This is a genomic window from Streptomyces sp. NPDC001980 (assembly GCF_040296885.1).
Classification (GTDB): Bacteria; Actinomycetota; Actinomycetes; order Streptomycetales; family Streptomycetaceae; genus Streptomyces.
On the sequence record NZ_JBEOYD010000002.1, the window covers coordinates 242,593 to 257,481 of the forward strand.

Here is a 14,889-nt window from a genome sequence, read left to right on the forward strand (position 1 = left end):
CATGCGCAGGCTGCTGATCGGCGCGGTCACCGTGACCGCGGTGCTGCTGGCCGGCTGTTCGACCAGATCCGACGACGGCACGCAGTCCGCCGCCCGGACGGCGACGCCCGCCGCGGGCGCGTCCACCGCATCGGCCGACTTCGGCACCTTGAAGAACGTCTGCGGCCCCGGCACCGCCAAGTCCTCGTCCGTCCAGGGCGTCACCGGCACGAGCATCCAGGTCGGCGTCATGTCCGACATCGGCTACACCAAGAACTCCGAGTTCCCCGACGCCGCCAAGGTGTTCACCTCCTGGTGCAACGACGCAGGCGGCATCAACGGCCGCAAGATCGTCGCCGTCACCCGGGACAGCGGGCTCACCCAGGTCCGCCAAGCGGTCCTGGCGGCCTGCAAGTCCGATTTCGCGCTGGTCGGCGGCGGCTCCGCGCTGGACGCCCTCGGGGTGCAGGACCGCCTGAAGTGCCTGCTGCCCGCCTTCCCCGCCCAGTCCAGCCAGATCGGCGCCATCGGCTCCGACCTCCAGGTCCTCTCCGGCGGCGCCGCCCCCGGCTACTTCCAGTACGCCGGCTACTACACCTGGCTGCTGAAGGACAAGTACCCCGACTCCGCGCAGCAGGTCGGCATCATCTCCGGCGACTCCCCCGTCACCAAGGTGATGTCCGCCCAGTTCAAGGAGGCCGTCGGCGGCCTCGGCGGGAAGGTCTCCTACAACGACCTCTACCCGGCGGCCGGCGTCTCCGACTGGACCCCGTACGCCCAGTCCATCAAGAACAAGGGCGTCAAGGGCCTCGTCTTCCTCGGGGACTTCGCGAGCCTCGCCAAGCTGGAGCAGGCGCTCACCGACATCGGCTACACGCCCGACTGGATCGACGCCAACAGCAACGCCTACGGTCCCGCCTTCCTGCAACTCGCCGGCCCCGCCCTGGCCAAGCAGCACAACTACGCCGAACTCTTCGCCACCGCACCGCTGGAGAGCGCCGCCGACAACCCGGCCACCCAGCAGGTTCTCGACCTCTTCAAGAAGTACGCGCCGGGCAAGCAGGTCACCTACCCGGTGCTGCGTGCCTTCTCCGCCTGGCTGCTGTTCGCCGCCTCCGCCCGGGACTGCGCCGAGCTGACCCGCACCTGCGTGTACGACAACGCGGTCAAGCAGACCGCCTGGACCGGCGGCGGACTCCAGGCACCGGCCGACCTGAGCAGGTCGGACCTCCCCTCCAAGTGCTACACGATCGTCGAGGCCACCGCGAAGGGCTGGCAGCTCGCGGACTTCAAGCCCACCACCGGTACCTACCGCTGCGACGCCCCCACCTACAAGTACAAGGCCGACTACGGCAAGCCGGCCACCCTCGCGAGCGTCGGCAAGTCGATGGCCGACCTGACATGAAACCGGAGGTGGGACACATGAAGGTACGCGTCGACCCCGAGCGCTGCCAGGGCCACACCTTGTGCGCCATGCGGGCGCCGAAGGTCTTCGAACTGAGCGAGATCGACGGGCATTCCTCACCGGTCACCGAGGACGTCCCCGCCGACCAGGAGGACGCGGTGGTCGAGGCCGTCCGCTCCTGCCCCGAACGCGCCATCAGCGTGTTCTGAGCCGCACCCGGCGGACCGAGAGGAACCGACTCCATGACGACCGCACCGGACGACACGGGCGACGAGGCCCGCAAACAGCCCCGGGTCCACTTCGACCGGCACGCCCCCGAGTACCGGCGGCACTTCGAGGAGAAGACCCAGGAGTTCCACACCGGCTGCCCGCTGGCCTGGTCCGACACCTACGGCGGCCACTGGGTGGCCGCCGGCAACCGCGAGCTGCTCGCCTTCGCCCGGGCCGGCGAGAAGCTCTCCAACGACCACGACGTGCACGGCGAGCGTCGCGGCTACCAGGGCATCAGCATCCCGGCGCCACCGCGCGGCAGGGGCCTGCGCGGCGGCTTCCTGGAGATGGACCCGCCCGAGCAGCGCGCCTACCGCAACGCCCTCAACCCCTATCTCTCCCCGGCGGCGATCAAACGCTGGATCCCGTTCATCGACGAGGTGACCCGCGCCTGCCTCGACGAACGGATCGAGAGCGGCCGTATCGACTTCGTCGACGACCTCGCCAACATCGTCCCCGCCGTCTTCACCCTCGCCATGATGGGCATCCCGCTGAAGAAGTGGGAGCTGTACAACGAACCCGCCCACGCCGGCGTCTACACCCCGCCCAACTCACCGGAGATGGCCAGGGTGGTGCAGGCCCACATGGCGATGATCAAGGACATCGCCGCCACGCTCCAGGAGGTCCGGGCGACCCCGCGCCCCGGCCTCGCCGACGCCCTCGCCCGCATGGAGATCGACGGCAAGGCCCCGGCGGAGAGTGACCTGGTCGGTGCCCTCGCCCTGCTCATCGGCGGCGGCTTCGACACCACCACCGCGCTGACCGCGCACGCCCTGGAGTGGCTCTCCGAGCACCCGGCGGAACGGGAGCGCCTCAGCCGTGAGCGCGACACCCTCCTCGACACGGCGACCGAGGAGTTCCTGCGCTACTTCACGCCGGCGCCCGGGGACGGCCGTACGGTCGCCGAGGACTGCGAGATCTCGGGCAAGCAGTTCAAAGAGGGCGACCGGCTGTGGCTGTCCTGGGCGATGGCCAACCGGGACCCGGCGGTCTTCGCCGACCCCGACAGCGTCGACCTGGCCCGCGGCGGCAACCGGCACACCGCCTTCGGACTCGGCATCCACCGCTGCATCGGCTCCAACGTGGCCCGTGCGGTCTTCAAACGGATGCTGCTCCATGTCCTCGACCGCGTGCCGGACTTCGTCTGCGATCCCGAGGGCACGGTCCACTACGAGACCATCGGCGTCATCCAGGGCATGCGCCGTCTCCCGGCGACCTTCACCCCCGGCCGGCGGCTCGGCCCCGGCCTCGCGGAGACCCTGGAGACCCTCCAACGCGCCTGCGACGAGCAGGGGTTGGCGGAGCCGGTGACGGTACGCAAGGCGGAGGCGAAACTCCGTTGAGCACGCCCGACGAGGAGTCCGGGGCCGTCCGCCCCCGGCCCGTGACCGTCCCGGAGACCGAGTTCTTCTGGACGTCCGGCCGCGACGGACGGCTCCGTTTCCGCTCGTGCGGCTCCTGTTCGTCCCTGATCCACCCGCCGCAGCCGGTCTGCCGGTACTGCCGGGGCCGCACCGGCGACCTCCGCGAGGTGTCGGGCCGCGCCACGCTCATCGGCTTCACGGTCAACCACCGTTTCCCGTTCCCCGGCCTGCCTACCCCGTTCGTCGTCGCCCAGGTGGCGATCGAGGAGGACCCGAGGGTCCGGCTGACCACCAACGTCGTCGGCTGCACACCGGAGGAACTGCGGCTCGGCATGCGCATGGAGGTCGTGTTCGACCAGGTCGACGACGTCTGGCTGCCGCTGTTCCGGCCGTGCGCCGAGCAACCCCCGCCCGCACCGCTGCCCACCGACGAACCCGCACCCGAACGCGTGCGGGAACACGTCCGTAGGGCACCGGACTCCCGCAGATTCGAGGAGCGCGTGGTCATCAGCGGCGCCGGTGCCTCCCGGATCGGCCGCCGCCTCATGGCCCCGCCCCTCGAACTCACCGTGGACGCCTGCGAGAAGGCCGTCGCCGACGCCGGACTCACCTTCGACGACATCGACGGCCTCTCCACCTACCCGGGTGGCGGTGCCTACGGCGGCTTCGCCGAGGGCGGGATCACCGCACTGGAGTCGGCGCTCGGCATCCGCCCGGTCTGGCACAACGGCGCGGGGGAGACCTTCGGCCCCGGCGGCTCGCTGATCGCCGCGATGCTGGCCGTCGCGGGCGGCCTGGCCCGGCACGTGCTGTGCTTCCGTACGGTCTGGGAGTCGACGTACGCCGAACTGCTGAAGCAGGGCAGGATCCGTGCGGCCCAACCGGCAGGCCCGGAAGGGTGGTTCAAGCCCTTCGGCGCCGTCTCCCCGGCGACGATGCTCGCGATGAACGCCCAGCGGCACATGCACCGCTACGGCACCACCCGCGAAACCCTCGGCTGGATCGCCCTCAACCAGCGTGCGAACGCCGCCCGCCACCCGGACGCGATCTACCGCGACCCGCTCACCATGGACGACTACCTCTCCGCACGCACCGTCACCACCCCCTTCGGCCTGTACGACTGCGACGTCCCCTGCGACGCCGCGACGGCCGTCGTCGTCTCCGCCGCCGAGACGGCCCCCGACCTTCCCAAGCCCCCGGTCCGCTTCGAGGCCGTCGGCACCCAGATCCTCGAACGCCCCGAGTGGGACCAGTCCACCCTCACCCACGAACCCCAGGTGCTCGGCCAGGCCGCCCACCTCTGGACCCGTACCGACCTAGGCCCCGCCGACGTGGACGTGGCCCTCCTCTACGACGGATTCACCTTCAACTGCCTGTCCTGGATCGAGGCGCTCGGCTTCTGCGGCATCGGCGAGGCCCGGGACTTCCTGGACGGCGGCAAGAACATCGCCCGCGACGGGGTACTGCCCCTCAACCCGCACGGCGGCCAGCTCTCCCACGGCCGCACCCACGGCATGGGCCTGCTGCACGAGGCCGTGCTCCAGCTGCGCGGCGAGGCCGACGCCCGCCAGGTCGCCGGTGCGCGCACCGCGGTGGTCTCCAGCGGCGGGCTCACTCCCAGCGGCGTACTCCTGCTCAGGACGGACGGATGACATCCAGGACGGTCGCATGACCTCGCTCGAACCCGAACTCGCCTCCGCGGTACGGCGGCTGGTGGCCGACGTGCACGGAGTGCCCGCCTCCGGGCTGCTCGCCGAGGCGCCTCGCCCGCAGGGCGTGATCGTGGCCCTGCACGGCGGCGCCACCACCTCCGCCTACTTCGACCATCCCGGCCACCCCCGGCTCTCCCTGCTGCGCACCGCGGCCGCCGCGGGCTTCACCGTCCTGGCCCTGGACCGCCCCGGCTACGGCAGTTCGGCCGGACACGAGGGCCGGATGGGCACCCCCGAGCAGCGCACCGACTTCGCCTACGAGGCCGTGGCCGCACTGCTGGACGGTCGCGAGCGCGGCCTCGGCGTGTTCCTGTGGGCGCACTCGGCGGGCTGCGAACTCGCCGTACGCATGGCGAGCGACCGGCGGGGCGCAGACCTGCTCGGCGTGGAGCTGGCCGGGATGGGCCGCGTCCACCACCCCCGTTCGGTGCTGGCGATGGAGGAGTGGCGGCGCGACCCGACCCGCACCCGGCCCAACCTCCGCCGCGCGCTGTGGGATCCACCGCACGCCTACCCGCCCGACGTGCACGGCGGCCGGCACATCGGCTCCGCCTCGCCCGCCTACGAAGGACTCCGGGAGAACTGGCAGGAGGAGTTCGCCCGGCTCTCGGCGCAGGTGCCGGTGCCCGTCCACATCACCCTCGCCGAGCACGAACAGGTGTGGGCGAACGGCCCCGAGGGACTCGCCGACCTCGCCTCGATGTTCACCGGGTCGCCCCGGGTCGTCCTGCACGAGCAGGCGGGCGCCGGCCACAACACCAGCGTCGGCCGCACCGCACTCGCCTACCACCTGCACGTCCTCGCCTTCGTGGAGGAGTGCGCGCTCGGCGTCCAGGCGCTGCCCACCGAGCGGCGGCACCGGGATGGGTGAGGCCTCGGACACCGCCCTGCTGGCCGTACGGCTCGTGCTGGGTGCGGTCATGGCGGCACACGGCTGGAACCACTGGCGCGGCCCGGGCGGGATCGACGGCACCGCGCGCTGGTTCGGCGGCCTCGGCCTCACCCGGCCCCGGCTCCAGGCCTGGCTGAGCGTCCTCACCGAACTCGGGGCGGGCGCCCTGCTCGCACTGGGCCTGCTGACCCCGCTCGCCTGCGCGGCCGTGCTGTCGGTGATGCTGGTCGCCGGACTGCTCGCCCACCGGCCGCACGGCTTCTTCGTGTTCAAGGAGGGCTACGAGTACGTCCTCGTCCTCGGCACGCTCACGGTCGCGCTCGGCGCCTGGGGACCGGGAAAGTACGCGCTCGACACGGCGGCGGACATCACGGTGACCGGATGGACGGGCGCCGGTGTCGTGCTCGCGGTGGGTGTGGTGGCCACCGCCGGTCTGCTGGCGGTGTTCTGGCGTCCGCGGAAGACGACCTGACGTGAGGAGGGCCCCCGTGCGTGTGGGCTTCATCGGACTGGGCAGCCAGGGTGCGCCCATGGCCCGGCGGATCGCCGGGGCGGGACACGAGACGACCCTGTGGGCCCGCAGGCCCGCCACGCTGGCCCCGTTCGCGGACAGCGGCGCGAAGACGGCCGGCTCGCCCGCCGAACTGGCCGCGGCGAGCGATTTGGTGTGCCTGTGCGTCGTCGACGACGCCGACGTCGAGCAGGTGGTCACCGGACCGGACGGGGTCCTCGCCGGGCTGCGCCGGGGCGGGGTGATCGCCGTCCACTCCACCGTGCATCCCGACACCTGCCGCCGCCTGGAGGCACTGGCCCGGACCTCCGGCGTCTCCCTCCTCGACGCGCCGGTCAGCGGGGGCGGCCGGGCCGCCGAACAGGGCACCCTCCTCGTCATGGCGGGCGGCGACCCCCAGGTCTTCGCCTACTGCCGCCCGGTGTTCGAGACCTACGGCGACCCCGTCGTCCACCTCGGCCCGACCGGCTCCGGACAGCTTGCGAAGATCCTCAACAACGTGCTGTTCACCGCCCAGTTGGGGCTCGCCGCCGACGCGCTCGGCGTGGGTGCCGCCCTCGGTCTGGACCGGGCCGCGCTCACCCGGGTGCTGCCCCGCGGCAGCGCGGCCAGCTTCGCGCTGGAGCGGGTCGCCGACGCGGGCGGCACCCTCGACCGCATCGCCGCCCACGCGGGCGGACTGCTCGCCAAGGACGTCCGCCTGTTCGCCGACATCGCGGACACGGCCGGTGCGGGTGCGGCGGGAACGCTCCGGGCGGCCGCGCTCGCCGCCCTGGCCGCGATGGGGAAATGAGGCCAATCCCGTACGCCCTCTCGCCCTGCCGAGGCGCGCCTACATAGTGTGGGCGGGCACCTCTCCAACGGCGGAAGGGGCCCAACGTGGTGTCGGCGAGGCGTCAGCAGATCCTGGAAGCGGCCCTGGAGGTCTTCGCCGAACGCGGGTTCAAGGGCACCTCGATCGACGCGGTCGCCGAGCGCGCCGGCCTCACCCGGCAGGGCGTGCTGCACTACTTCCCCAGCAAGAAGCGGCTGCTCCTCGACCTCCTCGCCTTCCGCGAAGAGCTCGCCCGGGAGCACCTCGCAGGACGCAGGCTCGGGGAGGACTGGGCCGGCGACTTCGCCGAGGCGGTGGCCTTCGAGGTGCACCATCCCTCGCTCGCCACCGTGCAGACCGTGGTCCTCGCCGAGGCCGTCACCGGCCAGGAACCGGCCTGCGGCTACGTCCGCGAACGCAACCGGTCCCTCCAGGAGCACCTCACCGCCCATCTGATCGAGCGCTACGGGGAGCGGCTGCCCAGCGGACTGGACCCGCGGACCGCCGCGGCTGCCGTTTTAGCCCTCATCGAAGGCGTCCACCAGCTCTGGCTCGTCGACCGGGACGCCGAGCGCTACCCCCGGATCGTGCGCGAGGCGCTGTCCGTGCTGCTCGGCACCGACAGCGCCCCGGAGCCCCATCTGCCGGAGCCTCAACTGCCGCTGACGAACGGATAGATACGGGTGAAGTCGACGCCCGGCTCGGCCGTGGAGAACGCCTCCCACACCGCGTCCGTGACGGCGGCGAGTGCCGCCGCGCCGCCCGACTCGTCCACCTCGCGCAGGAATAGCCGTACGTCCTTCGCCATCAGCGTGTTGCTGAACCCGGAGGCGTAGCGGCCGGTCAGCATCTCCTGCGGGAACTTGTCGATCGTGGCCCCGCTGCGGCCGCTGGACGCGTTGAGCACCTCCAGCAGCACACCCATGTCCAGTCCGGCGGCCCGCGCGAAGGCCACGGCCTCGCTGGCCGCCGCCAGCGCGGTCGCGGACAGGAAGTTGTTGGCGAGCTTCAACGCCTGCGCCTGCCCGGGACGGTCGCCGACCCGGCGCCTGCGGTCGCTCAGCCCCGCGAGCACCGGCTCGACGTGCGCGCAGGCCTCGTCGGAGCCCGCGTACATGACCATCAGGGTGCGCTTGCGTGCCCCCGCCACTCCGCCCGACACGGGCGCGTCGACGTACGACATCCCGGTGGCGGCCAGATGACGGGCGGCCGCCACCCCCACCGTAGAGGTGTCCACGACGTGCGTGACCCGCCGGTCCCGGGCGGCCAGGAGGTCGGCCACGACCTTTCCGCAGACCGTTCCGTCCGGCAGGCTGAGCACCACCGTGCCGGCGCCCCGGGCCACCTCCGCCGGGTCCGGCGCCCAGCGGGCGCCCACCGGAGTGCGGGCCGGACCGGCGGCGTCGTACGCCACCACCTCGAAGCCGTCGCGCACCAGGTTCGTGGCCAGCGCCCCGCCCATGTTGCCCAGCCCGATGAAGCCCACCGCCCCGCGCCCGCTCACACCGCCTCCCGGGCGGCGCGCACCTCGCGCAGGACCGCCGAGGCCTCGGTCCCGGCCGGGGCGCCGCAGTAGGCGGTCAGCTGGAAGAGGAGTTCGTCGATCTCGGCGTCGGTGACACCGGCGCGCGGGGCCGCCTCCAGATGGATCCGGAAGGCGCCCATACGGCCCGTCGCGGCCGTCATCGCCAGCACCAGCAGACTGCGGTCGCGCCGGGTCAGCGGCCCGCCGCGGGCCCAGACCCCCCAGGCCGTCGCCGTGACGAAGTCCTGGTACCCGGCCGGCAGGGTGTCCGCTGCCGCCGTGCCGTCGTCGCCGATCACCTCACGGCGCACCGCCCGTGCGGCCCGCTGCCCTGCGTCGTCGTACATCCGTCATCCCCTCCGTGGCCGATGCCCCGACCATAGGTTCCATATGCAGAATACGGAAACGCTATTCTCCAAATCAGAGACGATTGTTATCGTGGGGCTGTCAACCGACCGGAGGTTCCCACTCATGGCGCACTTCCCGAAGCCCGCCGAGGGCAGCTGGACCGAGCACTTCAACATCAGTACGGAGCCGGTCTCCTACACGGACTCGATCTCACCGGAGTTCTACGAACTGGAGCGGGACGCCATCTTCCGGCGGACCTGGCTGAACGTCGGGCGGGTCGAACAACTGCCACGCAAGGGGAGCTACTTCACCAAGGAGCTGGACGCCGCCCGTGCCTCCGTCGTCGTCGTGCGCGGCACCGACGGCGAGGTGCGTGCCTTCCACAACGTCTGCCGCCACCGCGGCAACAAGCTCGTCTGGGACGACTACCCCCGCGAGGAGACCAAGGGCACCTGCCGCGCCTTCACCTGCAAGTACCACGCCTGGCGCTACGACCTGGAGGGCAAGCTGGCCTTCGTCCAGCAGGAGTCGGAGTTCTTCGACGTCGACAAGTCCCAGTACGGGCTGCTGCCCGTGCAGACCGACGTCTGGGAGGGGTTCGTCTTCGTCAACCTCGACCCCGACAACACCACACCGCTGCGGGACTACCTCGGCCGGTTCGCCCACGGCATCGAGGGCTACCCGTTCCACAAGCTCACCCAGGTGCACAAGTACCGCGCCGAGATCGGCAGCAACTGGAAGCTGTTCATCGACGCGTTCGCCGAGTTCTACCACGCGCCGATCCTGCACGCGGGCCAGTACGTGGCCGAAGAGGCCGCCAAGATCAAGAAGTACGGCTACGAGGCGCTGTCGTACGACATCGACGGCCCGCACAGCATGGTCTCCTCCTGGGGAGGCATCGCACCGCCGAAGGAGCGGGCGATGGTCAAACCCGTCGAACGGGCCCTGCGCAGCGGCCTGTTCGGTCCCTGGGAAGCTCCCGACATCGGCCTGACCACCGAGCAGCTGCCACCGGCCGTCAACCCCACGCGCAGCAAGGTCTGGGGCATGGACTCGTTCGTGTTCTTCCCCAACTTCATGCTGCTGGTCTGGCGGCCGAACTGGGTGCTGACCTACCACTACTGGCCGACGTCCTACAACACCCACATCTTCGAGGGCACCTGCTACTTCGTCCCGCCCCGGAACGCCTTCCAGCGGCTCCAGCAGGAGCTCGCCGTGGTGTCGTTCAAGGAGTACGGCCTGCAGGACGGCAACACCCTGGAAGCCACCCAGACCATGCTGGAGACGCGCACCGTGGACGAGTTCCCGCTGTGCGACCAGGAGGTCCTGCTGCGCCATCTGCACGCCACCGCACGGCAGTTCGTGCGCGCCTACGAGCAGCCGGTGGCACCGGCCCCCGCGTCCTGAGACGCCCCATCGAGCAGACAGGGAGAGTGCAGACATGACCACGGTCTTTCCCGACGGGTTCCACGAGCTGGAGCCGTTCGCGGACTGGGCGATCCAGGGCGAGCGCGCCCGCTACGCCAAGCGCGTCGCCAGCACCATGGAGGAGTTGCAGGCCTTCTACGACGTGGCGTTCCCGCTGCTGCAGAAGGGCACCGCGTACCTGGAACAGGTCGGCATGGAGGACATCGGCGAGCAGGACAAGCGGCTGCTGTGGGCGTTCTGCTCGCTGGTCACCATCGCCTTCCCGGTGGAGGCGTGGGGCCAGCCGCGGGTCCCGGACAGCGGGCCCGCCGGCATCCACGCCGTCGTCGAACCCGCCGTGTGATGGCCGGGCGGGAGACGGCACCCCGGCCGCCCGTACTGCTGCGGGCGGCCCGGCTGCTCGACGTCGACAAGGGCGAACTGGTCGAGCCGGGCGAGGTGTTGGTGGTCGGCGAGCACATCGCCGAGGTGGAGCCGGGCCGCCTCCCCGAGGGCACCCTCGTACAGGACCTCGGCGATGTCACCCTGCTGCCGGGCCTGATGGACATGGAGGTCAACCTCTTCCTCGGCGGCCCCGACCACCGCAGCCCGCTGATCCCGGTCCAGGAGGATCCCGCGCTGCGCACCCTGCGCGCGGTTGCCAACGCCCGCCGCACACTGAACCGGGGGTACACGACCGTACGGAACCTCGGTCTGTTCGTGCAGACCGGCGGCGTGCTCCTGGACGTCGCCCTGAAGAAGGCGATCGACCTGGGGTGGGTGGACGGGCCCCGCGTGGTGCCGGCCGGGCATGCGATCGCGCCGACCGGCGGGCACCTCGACCCGACCATGTTCCAGGCCTTCGCGCCCGGCGTGCTGCCGCTGACCGTGGAGGAGGGCATCGCCAACGGCGTGCCCGAGGTGCGCAAGGCGGTCCGGTACCAGATCAAGTACGGGGCGAAGGTCATCAAGGTCTGCGCCTCCAACGGTGTGATGTCACATACCGGCACTGCGGGCGCGCAGCAGTACTCGGACGAGGAACTGCGCGCCATCGTCGACGAGGCACACCGGGCGGGCGTGCGGGTCGCCGCCCACTGCATGGGGGACTCGGCGATCCGGGCCGCCGTCGAGGCCGGCATCGACTGCATCGAGCACGGCTTCCTCGCGAGCGACGCCACCCTCGACCTGATGGTGGAGCGCGGCACCTTCCTGGTCGCCACCACGTATCTCACCGAGGGCATGAACACCCAGCACGCCGACCCGGAACTGCGGGCGAAGGCCGCCGAGGTCTTTCCCCGCGCCCGTGAGTCCACCGCCCGGGCGATCCGGTGCGGCGTCAAGGTCGCCCTCGGCACCGACGCGCCCGCGATCCCGCACGGCAAGGGGTCCCTGGAGCTCCTCGCCCTCGTGGACCGGGGCATGCGGCCGCTCCAGGCCCTGCGGTCCGCGACGACGGTCGCCGCCGAGCTGATCGGCGCCGACGACCGGGGCCGGCTGCGGCCGGGCCTGCTCGCCGACGTCATCGCCGTCCCCGGCGACCCGCTCGCCGATCCGTCCGTCACGGGGCAGGTGTGCTTCGTGATGAAGGGCGGCCGGGTGTACCGCGACGACACGCAGGGATCCTGACCGCCGTACGGGGCTACGAACGCCGGTCGTCGGCCAGGCTGAGGGGATGCGGGAGGGCAGCGTGCGGTGGGTGGGAGCCCGCGGGCGGGCGGCGGCACCCGACCGGTGCCGAAGCAGACCGGCGAGCGGGGCGTGCGGCGCCTGCCCGCCGAACCGACCGGGGCGCTGTGGTGCTGAGACCGGGATCGTGTGCGGGTGGGGAGTGGTGACCGGGGCGGGGCTGTGTCCGGAGTGCCGCTCTCATCCTGTGGTGACATCCGGCCCGCTCGGGGTCGGTCTCCGGTCGCATGCCCAAGTACCGCTGAGGAGGGACGATTTGGGAACGGGCCGGAGCCTAGCCTCGGTTCCATGACCACAAGATCGCGCAGGGCGGCCCTGGCCGCTCTGCTCACCCTCGGCCTGTCCGCTCCACTCCTGGGCGCCGCCACTGTCTCCTCGACTCGCGGCCGGCGCATGCCGACCCGGGGCGCGGACGCCAGTGAACTGACGTTACCCCTTCCCGTCGGCCCGTACCCGGTGGGCCGCCGGGTCCTGCACCTGGTCGACCGGTATCGCCCCGACCCCTGGGTGCCGACGGCGGGGAACCGGGAACTGATGGTGTCCGTGTCCTACCCGGCACGCTCGGCCGGTGGCCCACCGGCGGCGTACATGACCGTCGACGAGGCACGACTCCTTCTGGAGGCGAGAGGACTGAGCGGGATCGTGCCGGCCGCGACCGTCGCCGGAACGCATACCCATGCGCATGTCTCCGCTTCCCCGGCGCCGGGCCGTTTCCCCTTGGTGCTGCTTTCTCCCGGATTCTCGATGCCGCGCAGCACACTCACCGCACTTGCCGACGATCTGGCCGGCCGCGGCTATGTCGTCGCATCGGTGGATCACGCCTACGAATCTGTCGGTACGGAATTTCCGGGAGGCCGGATCCTGACCTGTGCGGCATGCGAACAGGTCGACACCCGTGCAGAGGAGGCGGGCGTCGTGCGCGGCCGGGCCGCGGACCTGTCCTTCGTGATCGACGAGCTGACGGGCCACCGGGGAACCGGGGTGCTGTCCCGCATGATCGACCCTCGCCGTATCGGGATCGCCGGGCATTCGATCGGCGGAGCTGCTGCCGCAGCGACCATGTCCGCGGACCATCGCGTACGTGCCGGGGCCGATCTCGACGGGGACTTCTTCGTCCATCCTGCCGGGGGAGGACTCGGCCGACGCCCGTTCATGATGATCGGCGCCGAGTCCACGCACAGTCCCGACAGCGACGCCACCGACTGGCCTGACGCGTGGAGCCACCTGAAAGGCTGGAGACGCTGGCTGACCGTCACCGGAGCCGAACACTTCTCCTTCACCGACCTGCCTTACCTGGCCGACCAGTTGGGGCTGTCGGACCCGGCGGTCCCGCTCTCGGGAGCACGCGGGTGGCTCATCACCCGCGACTACGTGACCGCCTTCTTCGACCTCCACCTGCGGGACATGCCACAGCCGATCCTCGACGGCCCCACAGCCGCCCATCCCGAGGTCGTCTTCCGGGACCCGGTGTAGACGACGTCCACCGCGACCGTCCGGACCGCCGTGTCGTTCAGCCCCGGTGGGGAATGACCAGGCCGGTCGAGCACCAGGTGCGCAGAAAGGCCGCTGTCGCTTCCAGCTGCCTGAGTCCCTGGGCGGAAGAGTCCTCGTAGATCCGCATGTCGACCTCGACCCCCGAGTGTGCCGCCCGGGTCGCGAGGGACAGCGTGTCGTCCAGGAGCATTTCCGTGCCCGCCGCGTGCAGCTGGATCGGTGGCAGGCCGTGGAGGTTGCCGTGCAGTGGGCTGAGCAGTGGGTGGGTGCGCGGCGTCGGGCCTGCGTACGCGGCCGCCCGGACGGTCAGGGCCTCCGCGTCCACCGTGCGGTCGGCGGCCGCGTTGAGCAGCAGGCTCGACGCGTCCAGGGTGAAGTCCAGTACCGGCGACGACAGCACCGCACAGGACGGCGGAGCGGCCCCCTCGTCGCGCAGCCGCAGCAGCAGACCGGTGGCGAGGGCGCCGCCCAGCCGCTTGCCGGCCACGGCCGCGGGCCCCCGGCCGTGGCAGTGCTCCCAGGCCGCGTACACGTCCTCCAGGGCCTCGGGGAAGCGGAGCCGGTAGCGGGCGCACACGATCGCGTAGCCGGTGTGCCGGGCCAGCGCGCGTGCCGTGGGCAGGGCGTCCCGCGGGGTGCCCGCGAGCCGCGGGTCGCCGTGCAGATACAGCACCGTCTGCTCCACGGCCGCGCCCTCGGTCCGTACCTCCGGCCCGAACGGCCCTTCCTCGACGTGGATCTCACCTGCCACGGGACATCACCTTCTCCGCCGCCTGCCAGTGTTCGTCGGACACCCAGAGCCGGGCGAAGACCGCCGCGGCCTCGTGCGGCGGCCGGGCCCGGGTGGTGAGGTTCTTGATCTCGCGGGCCTGCGCGGTGGCGAGTGCCCGAGCCGTCTCCCGCCATCCGCCGGCGAATCCGGCGCGGGGCAGCACCAGGTCGACCAGGCCCAGCCGCTCGGCCTCGGCGGCCTCCAGGACACGTCCGGTGCCCGCCAGCAGCAGCGCCCGGCCCGGCCCCACCAGCCGGGCCAGCCGCTCGGCGCCGCCCCACGCGGGCACGATGGCGAGCTTCGTCTGGTTGAAGCCGATGCGGATGTCGTCGGCGGCGATACGGATGTCGGCGGCGACCGCGACCTCGGCGCCGCCGCCGAAGGCGTGCCCGTTGAGGGCGGCCACCACCGGGCCGGGGAAGGCGGCGATCCGGTCGCACAGCGCCCGCATCCGCAGTGCCATCCCGGCCGCCTCGTCCTCGGTGCGCAGCCGCGCCAGCTCCTTGAGGTCGCCGCCGGACACGAACGCCTTGTCGCCGGCGCCGGTCACCACCAGCGTTTTCGCCCCCTCGGCAGAGTCCAGGGCCTTGTCGAGTTCGCCCATGGTGGCGGGGTCGATGGCGTTGCGGGCGCGCGGGCGGTCGATGGTGACGACGGCCAGGCCGTCCTCCATTTCCAGATCAACCATGCGTGGCCTTCCGGTCGAACGG

16 protein-coding genes are annotated in these 14,889 nt (G+C 71.8%); 12 read left to right on the plus strand and 4 right to left on the minus strand.

What is annotated here, in order from left to right; genetic code table 11:
• Position 1: 1 nt before the first annotated feature.
• The 8 genes from ABT137_RS03470 (at position 2) to ABT137_RS03505 (ending at position 7,624) form a co-directional block, all read left to right on the plus strand.
• The gene (locus tag ABT137_RS03470; RefSeq protein WP_351701705.1) at positions 2-1,384 is read left to right on the plus strand and encodes an ABC transporter substrate-binding protein; all 1,383 of its coding nucleotides are present in this window, start codon (positions 2-4) and stop codon (positions 1,382-1,384) included.
• A 17-nt stretch (positions 1,385-1,401) separates the two neighbouring features.
• Positions 1,402-1,593 carry a ferredoxin gene (locus ABT137_RS03475; RefSeq protein WP_089104827.1) on the plus strand — a complete coding sequence of 64 codons (192 nt, stop codon included), beginning with the start codon at positions 1,402-1,404 and terminating at the stop codon, positions 1,591-1,593.
• 33 nt (positions 1,594-1,626) lie between these two features.
• Positions 1,627-2,997 (plus strand): cytochrome P450, encoded by a 1,371-nt coding sequence (locus ABT137_RS03480; RefSeq protein ID WP_351701709.1) that lies wholly within the window; start codon positions 1,627-1,629, stop codon positions 2,995-2,997.
• Positions 2,994-4,670 carry a thiolase C-terminal domain-containing protein gene (locus ABT137_RS03485; protein WP_351701712.1) on the plus strand — a complete coding sequence of 559 codons (1,677 nt, stop codon included), beginning with the start codon at positions 2,994-2,996 and terminating at the stop codon, positions 4,668-4,670. The genes ABT137_RS03480 and ABT137_RS03485 overlap by 4 nt, the downstream gene beginning before the upstream one ends.
• Before the next feature lie 16 nt (positions 4,671-4,686).
• On the plus strand, positions 4,687-5,601 hold the full coding sequence (locus ABT137_RS03490; RefSeq protein ID WP_351701715.1) for an alpha/beta fold hydrolase: 915 nt from the start codon (positions 4,687-4,689) through the stop codon (positions 5,599-5,601).
• A complete protein-coding gene (locus tag ABT137_RS03495) occupies positions 5,594-6,094 on the plus strand; it encodes a DoxX family protein (RefSeq protein ID WP_351701718.1) in 501 nt (166 codons plus the stop codon). The genes ABT137_RS03490 and ABT137_RS03495 overlap by 8 nt, the downstream gene beginning before the upstream one ends.
• A gap of 16 nt (positions 6,095-6,110) precedes the next feature.
• Positions 6,111-6,926, plus strand: a complete 816-nt coding sequence (locus ABT137_RS03500) for an NAD(P)-dependent oxidoreductase (protein ID WP_351701721.1) — start codon at positions 6,111-6,113, stop codon at positions 6,924-6,926.
• An 89-nt stretch (positions 6,927-7,015) separates the two neighbouring features.
• The gene (locus ABT137_RS03505) at positions 7,016-7,624 is read left to right on the plus strand and encodes a TetR/AcrR family transcriptional regulator (protein WP_351701724.1); all 609 of its coding nucleotides are present in this window, start codon (positions 7,016-7,018) and stop codon (positions 7,622-7,624) included.
• Here ABT137_RS03505 and ABT137_RS03510 read toward each other — a convergent pair.
• Complete coding sequence (locus ABT137_RS03510; RefSeq protein WP_351701726.1) at positions 7,600-8,451, minus strand: NAD(P)-dependent oxidoreductase; 852 nt, start codon at positions 8,449-8,451, stop codon at positions 7,600-7,602. The genes ABT137_RS03505 and ABT137_RS03510 overlap by 25 nt on opposite strands.
• Positions 8,448-8,819, minus strand: coding sequence for a carboxymuconolactone decarboxylase family protein (locus ABT137_RS03515; RefSeq protein WP_351701729.1), 372 nt, complete (start codon positions 8,817-8,819; stop codon positions 8,448-8,450). Before ABT137_RS03515 ends, ABT137_RS03510 begins: the two co-directional genes overlap by 4 nt.
• Before the next feature lie 124 nt (positions 8,820-8,943).
• Here ABT137_RS03515 and ABT137_RS03520 point away from each other — a divergent pair, with 124 nt between their 5' ends.
• The 4 genes from ABT137_RS03520 to ABT137_RS03535 all read left to right on the plus strand — a co-directional run bounded on the left by ABT137_RS03520 (position 8,944) and on the right by ABT137_RS03535 (position 13,386).
• Positions 8,944-10,227 (plus strand): aromatic ring-hydroxylating oxygenase subunit alpha, encoded by a 1,284-nt coding sequence (locus ABT137_RS03520; protein WP_351701732.1) that lies wholly within the window; start codon positions 8,944-8,946, stop codon positions 10,225-10,227.
• A gap of 34 nt (positions 10,228-10,261) precedes the next feature.
• Positions 10,262-10,591 carry a hypothetical protein gene (locus tag ABT137_RS03525; protein ID WP_217562114.1) on the plus strand — a complete coding sequence of 110 codons (330 nt, stop codon included), beginning with the start codon at positions 10,262-10,264 and terminating at the stop codon, positions 10,589-10,591.
• Positions 10,591-11,853: a metal-dependent hydrolase family protein gene (locus tag ABT137_RS03530; RefSeq protein ID WP_351701735.1), complete on the plus strand. Its 1,263-nt coding sequence runs from the start codon at positions 10,591-10,593 to the stop codon at positions 11,851-11,853. The genes ABT137_RS03525 and ABT137_RS03530 overlap by 1 nt, the downstream gene beginning before the upstream one ends.
• A gap of 348 nt (positions 11,854-12,201) precedes the next feature.
• Positions 12,202-13,386, plus strand: a complete 1,185-nt coding sequence (locus tag ABT137_RS03535; protein ID WP_351701738.1) for an alpha/beta hydrolase family protein — start codon at positions 12,202-12,204, stop codon at positions 13,384-13,386.
• 37 nt (positions 13,387-13,423) lie between these two features.
• Here the strand turns inward: ABT137_RS03535 and ABT137_RS03540 are convergent, their stop codons facing one another.
• Both ABT137_RS03540 and ABT137_RS03545 read right to left on the minus strand, forming a co-directional pair.
• Positions 13,424-14,158, minus strand: coding sequence for an alpha/beta hydrolase fold domain-containing protein (locus tag ABT137_RS03540; RefSeq protein ID WP_351701741.1), 735 nt, complete (start codon positions 14,156-14,158; stop codon positions 13,424-13,426).
• Complete coding sequence (locus ABT137_RS03545) at positions 14,148-14,867, minus strand: enoyl-CoA hydratase/isomerase family protein (protein WP_351701744.1); 720 nt, start codon at positions 14,865-14,867, stop codon at positions 14,148-14,150. Before ABT137_RS03545 ends, ABT137_RS03540 begins: the two co-directional genes overlap by 11 nt.
• Positions 14,868-14,889: the final 22 nt, after the last annotated feature.